We start from the raw sequence: 11,448 nt of genomic DNA, 5'->3' as shown, positions 1-11,448 counted from the left end.
GCGTCCCCCGGCCTGCTGCCCGAGAGTCCGCGGGACCGGCTGGCGTTCTGCCCGTCGTTGTCGAAGGTGACGTCGACGTTCTCGAACCCCTTGGCCTGCTGGGCTCGTGCGGCGTCCGAGTAGATCCGACGGTCGCCGCGGGTGAGGTCGACGTCGTCGGTGAACGGAGTGAGCAGCGCGCGTGGCCAGAGGCGCTTGGTGAGCACGACGTTGACCTCGACGGCGAGGACGATCGCGGTCCCGGCGACGAAGAGCCAGGCGAGGAGCCCGAGGACGAGGCCGAACACGCCGCCCAGGACCGTGGCGTTCTTGAGCTCGTGGCCGACGAGGAACGCGCCGAACCACTGCAGCAGCTGCCACGCCAGGGCAGCCAGGAGCGCTCCCGGCACGGAGTCCCGCCACCGCAGGTCCCGGGCGGTGGCGATGTGGAAGGCCAGCAGAAACACGCCCGCGTTGACGACGACCGAGGCGAGGGTGAGCAGCACCGTGAGGCCAGCGCCCACCGTCGTCGCACCGAACGCGTCGGCGCTGGCGCCGAGGGCCGACAGGACCGTCGTGGCGGCCACCGCCAGCCCGGCGGTCCCGAGCAGGAGCAAGCTGCGGGCCCGGGCGAGGAGGGGGTTGGGGCGCCGGTGCACGGGGACGCCCCACGCGACGTTCATGACGTGCTGCACGGCCTGGGCCACGCCGAGGCCGCCGTAGACGGACCCGAGCAGCCCGATGACGAGGCCGGTTCCGCTGCCGGTCAGCCCGGTCGTGCGCAGCTGGTCGCCGATGACGGGGAACTGGCTGAGGGTCGACGTCAGGATCTGGTGCTGCAGGTCGGGGTTGCCCTGCAGGGCGAAGCCGAGGACGGAGGTGAGCAGGAGGAGCAGCGGAAACAGCGACAGGAAGCCGTAGTGCGCCACGAGCGCGGCAAGGTAGGTGCCCTGGTCGTCCACGAACTTGTAGACCACCGCGATCGGGAAGCCGGCCCAGTGCCGCCGGCGCTGGAACGCGTCCAGCCGCTCGGTCACGGACACCCTCGTGGAGCTCACATCACGCCGTCCCGCTCTCGTCAGGGGTCTGCGTGGACTCGTGCCGCGTCCGCTCGGGATGCTCGGTGCGGTCGTCGGACTCCTCGAGGATCACGCGGGCCTGCTCCTCGGCGTCCTCGGTGCCGGCGGCCAGCTCCTCGGGCAGGAGCTCCGCACGGTGCTCGATGCGCGACTCGTCCGGTGCCTCAGTCATGTCCCGAACCTACCAACCGGGCGAGGCACGTGAGCGGCCCGCGCTGCTACCGCCGGACCTCCCGGTGCGAGCCGTCGAGACGCCGGGTCCAGCCGCGCCCGTCGAGGTGCTCGAGCAGCGGGATGACGACGCGTCGAGTGGTGTCGAGCGCCTGCCGGGCCTGGCTGGTGGTGAAGGGCTGGGGAAGCCGGGCGAGGACCTGCATCGCCCGGGCCGGCGAGCTCGGCAGGAGCAGCACGTCACCCTCGAACCGGATCAACCGACCGGTCCGCACGGCAGCCGCGACCTCGCGCGTGCCGAGTCCTGCCGCCTCCAGATCGGGCCGCTCCGGCGCCGCGAACGGCTCCTCCCGGAGCCGCGCCTCGAGCGTCCGCAGTCCGGCCTCGGCACGGTCACCCAGGCGGGGCCGGACTTCCGGAGCTCCAACCCTCCCGCCGGCCACGTGCAGCCCGGCTGCGTTCGCCACCGGCGGAACGAGCACGCGGTCCGCGACTCCGGCTGCCACGCGCGCCGCCTCCAGCGTGAGGGTGGGCTCCAGGGGGTCCCGGGCCGCCTGCGCCCGGACCGCTGCACGGAGTGCGTCCGCCCAGCCGTGCCAAGTGCTCACGGAGATGAGCCAATCCCCTTCTCGGACAATCGAGTCGGTGGAGCCGAGCGTGTCGTCGTCGACCGCGAGCCCGAGTGCGACGGCGTCTTGGCGCAGCATGGCCCCACGCCTCGCGACCTCTCGGCCCAGGTCGAGGCTGCCGTTCGCGTGCGCGAGCTCCTGGCCCCGACGAGCGGCAGCACCGCGCCGGCGCAGCGGCGGTGGGTCCGCGTCGACCACGGTCGCGCCCGCCAGCACGTGCTGGGCGCCGGGGTCGCGCAGGATCATCCGGTCCCCCGCGCGCAGCGGCAGCGGTGCGGTGGTCGTGAGGCGCAGCGCCTCAGCCCCGAGGGGCCGCACCCTCGCCTGGGTCCCGACGGTGCCCACGTGGACCATCAGGGAAGCGGGCAGGCGCTCCACCACGCGGGAGAGGCGCACGTCGACGGACGACGTGACGGGCCAGGCCCCGGGCGTGAGCAGCACGTCGCCGCGATGGACCTCGTGCGCGCCGACGCCGCGCAGGTTGACGGCCACCCGGGCCACGGCCGAGACGGAGTCTCGGGCCCGCCCCAAGGACTGCACACCGCGCACCCGCACGGTCTCCCTCCCAAGCTGCAGCTGGTCGCCCACCGCGATCGTGCCCTCCCCGAGGGTGCCCGTGACGACCGTGCCGCTGCCGCGGATGGTGAAGGAGCGGTCGACCCAGAGCCGGACGCGTCCCCCGGTCACCGGGTCGGGTAGCCGCGACACGAGCCGGTCGAGGGCTGCGCGCAGCTCAGCCAGGCCCTCTCCGGTGCGAGCCGAGACGGCCACGGCCTGGCACGCACCGAGGCTCGACGCCGCGAGCCGCTGTGCGGCGTCTTCGAGCGCCGCCGCGGGATCGGCGAGGTCACAGCGGGTGACGACGAGGAGGCCGTGCCGCAGGCCGAGGGCGTCGACGGCGGCCAGGTGCTCCCCCGACTGCTGGCGCCACCCCTCGTCCGCGGCCACGACGAAGAGCACGGCCGGGGCCGGGCCGAGGCCCGCCAGCATGTTGCCGATGAACCGCTGGTGCCCGGGCACGTCGACGAAGGCGAGCTCCTCCCCGGAAGCCAGCGTGGTCCACGCGTAGCCCAGGTCGATGGTCATGCCGCGCCGGTGCTCCTCCTCCCACCGGTCGGGCTCGATGCCCGTGAGGGCCCGGACGAGCGCGGACTTGCCGTGGTCGACGTGTCCGGCGGTGGCGATGACCCGCATCGCTGCTCAGCCTCCAGCACTCAGGGCGGCCAGCGCCGCCCGCAGAGCGCGTTCGACCAGGGCGTCGCTCTCCGGGGGGACGCAGCGCAGGTCGACCAGGCACCGGCCGCGCTCGACGCGGGCGACGACACCCGGATCCCCCTGGCGGAGCAGCTCGGCACAGCGTGGGGGCAGCTCGACGGCGCAGCCCGGCAGCGCCTGGCCCGGTGCCCCTCCCCCGCCGACCGCTCCCGACACGTCCACGACGGACCTGCCGACCGCGTCCGCGAGCCGCTCGGTGCGGGCACGAAGCTGCGGAAGGTCGGCGTGCAGGTATGCCGCGACCGGGGGCCGGGGACCGCGCACCGTCGCCTCGAGCGCCGCGAGGGTCAGCTTGTCGACCCGCAGCGCGCGGGCCAGCGGGTGGCGGCGCAGGCGCTCCACGGTGGCCGACTCGCCCAGCACGATGCCGGCCTGTGGGCCGCCGAGCAGCTTGTCGCCGCTGGCCGTCACGATGGTCGCCCCCGCGGAGAGGGCCGTGCTCGCGTCCGGCTCGGCCGGCAGGAGTGGGTCGCGGCGGAGCAGGCCGCTGCCGATGTCCATGACGACCGGCACCGCCAGCGTGCGCAGGTCGGCGAGGCCGACCGACGCCGTGAACCCCTCCACCCGGAAGTTGCTGGGGTGCACCTTGAGGACGCACCCGGTGTCGGGGCCCACCGCGTCGGCGTAGTCCCGCAGCGTCGTGCGGTTCGTCGTGCCCACCTCGCGCAGCTTCGCACCGGTGGAGGCGATGAGGTCGGGCAGCCGGAAGCCGTCGCCGATCTCGACCATCTCGCCCCGACTCACGACGACCTCTCGACCGGCGGCGAGGGCGGTGGTCGCGAGGACGAGGGCTGCGGCGCCGTTGTTGACCACGAGCGCCGCCTCCGCGGCCGGCACGGCCTCGCGCAGCGCCGCCAGCGTGCCTCGGCCGCGGCGTGCCCGCTCGCCGGTCTCGGTGTCGTACTCCACGTCGACATAGCCCGCGGCGAGCCCCATGGCCTCGACCGCGGCCTGCGAGAGCGGGGCCCGGCCGATGTTGGTGTGCACGACCACCCCGGTGGCGTTGACCAGCGGGCGCAGGGTCGTGGCGGAGGACGGCAACGCGTCGTATGCCGCCGCTGCTACCTGCTCGGGGGGGAGGTCACCGGCGCGGGCGCGGGCCTGCGCCCCAGCGACCGCCGCCTTGACGGCGCTCTCGCCGTGACGGCGCACCGCGTCCGCGAGCTCGGGCAGGGCGAGCAGCACGTCGGTGCGCGGGATGCGGCGTCTCGGGTCCTCCGTTTCGGCGCGGTTGCCCACCGAGTGGCCCAACTGATTGCCCAACTGATTGCCCACCTGGTTGCCCACCTGGTTGCCCACGTGGCTGCCCACGTGGCCCTCCCCTCTTCGCGGCTGACGAGTGGCGGAGGTGGACGGGAATCGAACCCGCCAGACCGAGATGCTCGGTCTCACCGGTTTTGAAGACCGGGGGGACCACCAGGAGCCCACACACCTCCACGGGTCACCGTACCTGTCCGGTGGGCGTGCTTGGTGGGCACACCGGTCGGCGACCCGGTGGTCCGGGGTCGCCGACCGGTGCGTGTCTTGCCGGTGTGCCGGTCAGGCGCTCGTGGGGCGGTGTTCCGGCTTCTTGGTGAACATGGGGATGGCCATGCCGGCGAGGGCCACGATCCCGACGGCGGTGAAGCCGAGCGTGTAGGCCTTGTTCTCGCCGATGAGGGAGGAGATGAGCAACGGTCCGACGACGCCCCCGATGCTCCAGCCGATGAGCATGAGGCCGTAGATGGCGCCGGCGTTGCGGACCCCGAAGAAGCGCCCGGCCGTCGAGGGCATCGTGCCGAAAGCGCCGCCGTAGCAGGTGTAGACGAGGGCCGCGAGGACGGCGAACAGGAACGCGGAGCCGACGTGCGGGATGAGCAGGAGGCAGACCCCCTGGATGCCGAGGATCCCCATGAAGGCGGGCATCTTGCCGATCCGGTCCGACAGCCAGCCCCACAGGATGCGGCCGCCTCCGTTGAAGAGCCCGAGGACCCCCACGAGAGTCGCAGCACCCGCGGCGGAGTAGTGGGCGATGTCGGCGGCGCTCCCGGCGGCGACGGAGATGAGCGAGATGCCCGCCGTGACGCTCAGGGTGAGGATCGCGGTGAGCATGTACCACTGCGGGGTGCGCATGGCCTCCTGCTGGCTGAAGTCCGCCGCCACGGACGGCTGGGCGGCCCCGGCCCGGCCCGCGGCGGCCTTGGCCTCGACCGGCGCCATTCCCGGCGGGCGGTACCCGGGCGGCGGGTTGCGGAACCTGCTGGCGCCGATGAGGATCGCGATGAGGTAGCCGATGCCGAGCGGCAGGAAGGCCTTCGTCGGCAGGGACGGGCTGGCCTCGATGAGGCGCTGGCCGACCGGGGCGGTGATGACCGCCCCGAACCCGAAGCCGGCCACCGCGATCCCGGTGATGAGCCCGGGCTTGTCCGGGAACCACTTCTGCAGCATGGCGATCGGCACGATGTAGGCCATCCCGAGGCCGAAGCCGCCGAGCACGCCGTAGCCGAGGATGAGCAGCCAGAACCGGTCGCCGTCGGCGAAGGAGGCCAGGATGACGCCGAGGCTGTAGATGACGCCGCCGACGAGCGCCACGATGCGCGGCCCCTTGCGGTCCTGGATGCGACCGCCGACGTAGGAACCGACGAAGATCATCCCGATGGCGACCTCGAAGGGGATGCTCGCCTTCGCCTTGCTCCACCCGAACGCCTGGTCACTCTGGACCGCCTTGCCGAAGACACTCCAGGCGTAGACCGCGCCGATGGCGAGCTGGACGAGGACCCCGGCGACGAGGATGAGCCACCGGTTGGGCGTCACGCCGGGTGGCGAGGAGGCGGTCGAATCGGCTCTGGCACTGCGGATATCGCTCAACACGAACCTCCTGGTCGGGCCGGGAGCACCTGCTCACCGGCTCGTGGTGATGGAATCGTCGGTGATCCCGGCAGCCCGACGCCGCTCGAGACGCTCCTTCTGTGGCTCGACGGTGTAGCGCGGGTCCTTGGCCGACTCGATACCCGCCTCGAACACCCCGAAACGCGTGCACACCGAGCCGGCCATGAGCGCCAGCCCGCTCGCCGCCGCGGCGGCCCGGTTGCGTCCGAAGAGCGCGGCGCCCACGGCTCCTCCGATCGTGAGGATCTTGCTCGCCTTGATGAGCGCGCCCGCCCGTCCCTCGTGGAGCGGCTCGGTCAGCGTCTCGCCCATGGTGTGCTGCATCTTCTCGAAGGCGAGCACCTCCACGGCCGCGCTCACGGCGGCGAGCTTGCGCGCCGGCCCGTTCTGCGCCGACGGTGCAGCGAGCAGGGCCAGGCCCGACGCCGCCGCGTTGGCCGAGCTGACGAAGACGAAGGGCAGCTCGCGGTAGGACTCGTGCCATGTCGGCGTCGCCGTGTCGGCGAGGAGCACGGCGGTGTATGCCGCGAGCGGCGCCGAGAAGAGCGCCGACCCGATGGTCGCCGGCGGGTCCGCGACGCGCAGCGCCTTGGCCACGATCGAGTCCTGCCGGGGAAGGCTCTTGCCGAGCTCGGTCGCGAGCGCCAGTCCGGAGAACCCGCCGAACGCGGTCAGGATCCAGCTGCCGACCGACATGGGCGAGGTCAGCTTGACGGTGCGCATCATGTTGAGCGCGCGCGAGGGCCGGCCGAGGTCCCTGGCCAGGGCGGCCCCGCCGAGCGCCGCTGCCCCGACCGAGGCGAAGCGCCCGAGACGGCGCAGCGCCGGGTAGCCGGCGGCGGCGCCGCCGGCGGCGATGAGGCCCGATCCGGCGGCGAGACCACCGAGGAAGAGGTAGGCCGCGATGTCGGCCTCCCAGGGCGCCGGCTTGACGACGCGGTGCCCGTAGTAGCTCTGGAACTCGGCCTCCGGCACCATGAGCGACTCGTCGCGGCGACGCCTGCCACCCCGTCGCCGCCTGCCGTTGCGGGGCTGCTCGGGGGGCCGGTCGGCGTCGAACGGGTTGGTCGTCATCGGCGCCTCCCGAGGAAGGAGACGGCCGCCATGGCGAGCATCGCCACGCCGGCGAAGCCCGCCCTGCGGAACATGTCGGGAAGGTCGGCCGTGGTGACGCGCGGGTCCGGCGGCAGCCCGTAGACCTCCGGCTCGTCGAGGAGGAGGAACACCGAGCCGGTGCCTCCGACGCCGTCATTGGGGTCGGCGCCGTAGAGACGGGCCTCCGGGTAGCCGTTGCCGTGCAGCGTCTGCACGCGCTCCGACGCGAGGTCGCGCATCTCGTCGAGATCACCGAACTTGATCGACGTCGTGGGGCAGGCCTGGGCACAGGCGGGGGTCTGGCCGTCGCCGATCCGGTCGTAGCACAGCGTGCACTTCTGGGCCACGCCGACGTTCTTGACGGTGGGCTCTCCCGCCCGTCGCTCGATGACCCCGAACGGGCAGGCGGCCACGCAGTAGCCGCAGCCGTTGCACACGTCGTCCTGGACGACGACGGTGCCGAACTCCGTGCGGAACAGGGCCCCGGTCGGGCACACGTCGAGGCAGGCGGCGTGGGTGCAGTGCTTGCACACGTCCGAGGCCATGAGCCAGCGGAAGTCAGGCACGGTGCCGAGTGCCTGCGCGGCATCGGCCTGCGCCACCGCGGCAGCGCGGTCCGCCACCGGGTCCATGCCGGCGGGCACGGGCGCGGCGACCTCGGCGGTGCGCAGGGACGGCATACCGAGGTCGACGAGGCGGCGACCCGACTCCCGCGCCGCCGCGATCCGCTCGCTCGTCTGCTCGATGAAGGCCACGTGGCGCCACGTGCTCGCACCCAGGGACCCGGTGTTGTCGTAGGAGGTGCCGAGCAGCTGCAGGCCGTCCTCGGGGATGGCGTTCCACTCCTTGCACGCCACCTCGCACGCCTTGCAGCCGATGCAGATCGACGTGTCGGTGAAGAAACCCTTGCGCGGCTCCTGCCTGTCCCAGGCGGCATCGGCTGCCGGGTCGGTCGGCCCGGCCAGCTGGTTGCTCCAGAAGCCCATCAGTGGTCACCGTCCGTCGTCGTCGTGAGCTGGTTGCCGGTCTGGACCGTGCTGCCCGACCGGGACTGGTACTCGGCCACGAGACGAAGCAGCGCCTCTCCCTGGGGACGGCGCCCGGGCAGGATGTCGCACGACCCGGCCTTGGACTCCTGGATCTGCACGTTAGGGTCGAGCGCCACGCCGAGCAGGTCGTTGGCCGCGTCGCCCGAGACGACGGCGTGGCGCCCCACCCCCCAGTGGTACGGCAGCCCGATCTGGTGGATCGTGCGGCCCCCGATCTGCAGGGGCGTCATCCGCTCGGTGACGAGCACGCGAGCCTCGACGGCGGTGCGAGCCGAGACGATGGTGGCCCACCCGGCGTTCTCCAGCCCGCGCTCGGCGGCGAGCTCCGGCGAGACCTCGCAGAAGAACTCGGGCTGCAGCTCGGCGAGATACGGCAGCCAGCGGCTCATGCCGCCCGCGGTGTGATGCTCGGTGAGCCGGTACGTCGTGAAGACGTAGGGGTAGACGTCCGAGCCCGGGGCCCCCGCGGACGGGCTCCACAGGTTGTCCTTGCGCGCGAAGACGATCCGGGCCGGGTTGGACTGCTGGCCGTAGAGCGGGTTGGCGACCGGTGACTCCTGCGGCTCGTAGTGCGTCGGCAGCGGGCCGTCGACCATGCCCTTGGGCGTGAAGAGCCAGCCCTTGCCGTCGGCCTGCATGATGAACGGGTCGTCCCCGGCGAGCCCCGCCGGCCCGCCGACCCCTTCCTCGGGCCGGTAGCTCGGCGGCTTGTCGACGGGGAAGTCCGGGACGTCGTCACCCGTCCACCGCTGTGCGGTCTCGTCCCACCAGATGTAGGCCTTGCGCTCGCTCCACGGCCGGCCCTCCGGGTCGGCCGAGGCGCGGTTGTAGAGGATGCGGCGGTTGGCGGGCCAGGCCCAGCCCCACTCGAGCGCGGCGGGGCTCTGCTCTCGGCCCGGCTTGCGGTTGGCCGACCGGTTGACCCCGCCCGCGAAGACGCCGGTGTAGATCCAGCAGCCACCGCTCGTGGACCCGTCGGCCTTCATCTGGACGAAGGAGTCGAGCAGCTGCCCCTGCTTCTCACCCGTGAGGTGGTAGCCGTTGATCTCCTTCAGGACCGCCTCGCCGTCGATCTCGCCGTGCTCGTCCACGGGGTAGTCCCACGTGAGGTCGAGCAGCGGTCGGTCACGCTCGTCGGTCGAGTCCGCAAGCCGGGCACGCAGCCGGTTGCCGAGCTCGTAGAAGAACTGCAGCTCGCTCTGGCACTCGCCCGGCGGTTGGACGGCCTGGTGGCGCCACTGGAGCATCCGGTGGGTCTGGGTGAAGGTGCCGGCCTTCTCGACGTGCGAGGCGGGCGGCAGGAAGAAGACCTCCGTCTGGATGTCCTCCGTCTTCAGCTCGCCGGTGGCGATCTCCGGGCTGTCCTTCCAGAACGTCGCGGACTCGATCATGTTGAGGTCGCGCACGACGAGCCACTTGAGGTGGGCGAGCCCGAGCCGCTGCATCCGACCGTGGGCCGAGCCGACCGCTGGGTTCTGGCCGAGGAGGAAGTACCCCTCCACCTCGTCGTCGAGCATCCCCATGACGGTCTGGTAGGTCCCGTGCGCACCGCTCAGGCGGGGCAGGTAGTCGTAGCCCCAGCTGTTGGCGGGCGTCGACTTCTCGCCCCACCAGGCCTTGAGCAGGCTCACGGCATACGTGTCCGCGTTGGCCCAGAACCCCTTCTGCTCCTTGCTGCCGATACTGCCGATGTAGTCGTCCCACGTGTCGTGCTGGCCCGCGACCGGCATGGCGAGGTAGCCGGGGAGGAGGTTGTAGAGGGTCGGGATGTCGGTCGAGCCCTGGATGCTGGCGTGGCCCCGCATCGCCATGATGCCGCCGCCGGGCCGGCCCATGTTGCCGAGGAGCAGCTGGATGATCGCGGAGGTGCGGATGAACTGGGCGCCCAGGGTGTGCTGGGTCCAGCCCACGGCATAGACGAATGCCGTCGTGCGCTCGCGGCCGCTGTTCTCGGTGACCGCCTTGGCGACGTAGGCGAAGTCGTCGACGGAGATGCCGCACGCGTCGACGACCATCTCCGGCGTGTACCGGGCGTAGTGCCGCTTGAGGATCTGGAAGACCGTCCGGGGGTCCTGCAACGTCTCGTCGCGCAGCACCCGGGCGTGCTCGAGCGGCGGCCCACCGGAGCCGTACGTATGCCCCGCGGAGCGCTCCGCCTGCGAGACGCCGTGCTCTTCCCCGCCGTCCGTCGGGTCGCCGATCTTGCCGTTGCCCTCCTCGGTCGCGTAGGCCCACGACTTCAGGTCGTAGTGGCCGACCTCAGGGTCATAGCCGGAGAAGAGCCCGTCGAGATCCTCGGTGTCGCGGAAGTCCTCGTTGACGAGCGTCGCGGCGTTCGTGTACGCGACGACGTACTCCTTGAAGTACAGCTCGTTGCTGAGGATGTGGTTGACGAGGGCGCCGAGGAAGACGATGTCGCTGCCGGCCCGGATCGGGATGTGCTTGTCGGCCGTGGCGGACGTGCGGGTGAACCGCGGGTCGATGTGGATGACCTTGGCGCCCTTCAGGCGCGCCTCCGTCACCCACTGGTAGGCCACCGGGTGGCACTCGGCCATGTTGGAGCCCTGGATGACGATGCAGTCGGAGTTGGCCAGGTCCTGCTCGTACTGCGTCGCGCCGCCGCGTCCGAACGAGGCCCCCAGACTGGGGACCGTGGCGGAGTGTCAAATACGGGCCTGGTTCTCGATCTGGATGGCACCGGCGGCGGTGAACAGCTTCTTGATGAGGTAGTTCTCCTCGTTGTCCAGCGTCGCGCCGCCGAGCGAGGCGATGCCCATCGTGCGCCGCAAGGGGCGGCCGTGGGCATCGCTGTCCTGCCACGTGCGACGGCGGGTCTCGAGGAATCGGTCGGTGATCATGTCGATCGCCGTGTCGAGGTCGAGCGGCTCCCAGTCGGCGCCGCCCGGGCGCCGGTAGAGCACCTTGGTCTGGCGGCCGGGACTGTTGACGAGCTGCTCGCTGGCAGACCCCTTGGGGCACAGGCGGCCACGGGAGACCGGCGAGTCGGGGTCGCCCTCGATCTGCGTCACCCGGCCGTCCTTGACGAAGACCCGCTGCCCGCAGCCGACGGCGCAGTAGGGGCAGACGCTCTGGACCACCTTGTCCGCGGTCGTGGTGCGCGGCGTGAGCGTGCGGGTGCGCTCTGACGTGACGGCGGGCCCGCGGCCGAGGAAGTCACCGGTCTGCACCTGGCGTACGACCGGCCACGAGAGGAAGGTCTGCTTCAGGTCCACGGGTCTCTCCTTCGCGGCATACCGGGTCGTTCGGCCATCTCAGCACGCGGGGTGGGCGGCGGCAAGGGGA

Annotated in this window: 8 protein-coding genes and 1 tRNA gene; all 9 read right to left on the bottom strand. The window is 72.2% G+C overall.

Annotated elements, in window-relative coordinates; translation table 11 throughout:
- Nucleotides 1-1,016, bottom strand: a 1,016-nt coding sequence (locus VFJ94_RS06290) for a YihY/virulence factor BrkB family protein (protein ID WP_325003340.1), incomplete at its 3' end; no start/stop codon positions are given.
- A gap of 22 nt (nucleotides 1,017-1,038) precedes the next feature.
- Nucleotides 1,039-1,230 (bottom strand): hypothetical protein, encoded by a 192-nt coding sequence (locus VFJ94_RS06285; protein ID WP_325003339.1) that lies wholly within the window; start codon nucleotides 1,228-1,230, stop codon nucleotides 1,039-1,041.
- 46 nt (nucleotides 1,231-1,276) lie between these two features.
- The gene (gene selB, locus VFJ94_RS06280) at nucleotides 1,277-3,052 is read right to left on the bottom strand and encodes a selenocysteine-specific translation elongation factor (RefSeq protein ID WP_325003338.1); all 1,776 of its coding nucleotides are present in this window, start codon (nucleotides 3,050-3,052) and stop codon (nucleotides 1,277-1,279) included.
- Nucleotides 3,053-3,058: 6 nt separating this feature from the next.
- A complete protein-coding gene (selA, locus tag VFJ94_RS06275) occupies nucleotides 3,059-4,372 on the bottom strand; it encodes an L-seryl-tRNA(Sec) selenium transferase (RefSeq protein WP_325003344.1) in 1,314 nt (437 codons plus the stop codon).
- Between the two features lie 101 nt (nucleotides 4,373-4,473).
- Nucleotides 4,474-4,569 (bottom strand) — tRNA-Sec (locus VFJ94_RS06270).
- Nucleotides 4,570-4,672: 103 nt separating this feature from the next.
- The gene (locus tag VFJ94_RS06265) at nucleotides 4,673-5,926 is read right to left on the bottom strand and encodes an L-lactate MFS transporter (RefSeq protein ID WP_325003337.1); all 1,254 of its coding nucleotides are present in this window, start codon (nucleotides 5,924-5,926) and stop codon (nucleotides 4,673-4,675) included.
- Nucleotides 5,927-6,013: 87 nt separating this feature from the next.
- Nucleotides 6,014-7,075: an NrfD/PsrC family molybdoenzyme membrane anchor subunit gene (nrfD, locus tag VFJ94_RS06260; protein ID WP_325003336.1), complete on the bottom strand. Its 1,062-nt coding sequence runs from the start codon at nucleotides 7,073-7,075 to the stop codon at nucleotides 6,014-6,016.
- Nucleotides 7,072-8,082: a 4Fe-4S dicluster domain-containing protein gene (locus VFJ94_RS06255; protein ID WP_325003335.1), complete on the bottom strand. Its 1,011-nt coding sequence runs from the start codon at nucleotides 8,080-8,082 to the stop codon at nucleotides 7,072-7,074. Before VFJ94_RS06255 ends, nrfD begins: the two co-directional genes overlap by 4 nt.
- Nucleotides 8,082-11,378, bottom strand: coding sequence for a formate dehydrogenase (gene fdh, locus VFJ94_RS06250; protein ID WP_325003334.1), 3,297 nt, complete (start codon nucleotides 11,376-11,378; stop codon nucleotides 8,082-8,084). The genes VFJ94_RS06255 and fdh overlap by 1 nt, the downstream gene beginning before the upstream one ends.
- Nucleotides 11,379-11,448: the final 70 nt, after the last annotated feature.

Source organism: Intrasporangium sp., from assembly GCF_035688975.1.
Classification (GTDB): Bacteria; Actinomycetota; Actinomycetes; order Actinomycetales; family Dermatophilaceae; genus CALMNV01.
This window is presented reverse-complemented; position numbering and strand designations above follow the sequence as displayed.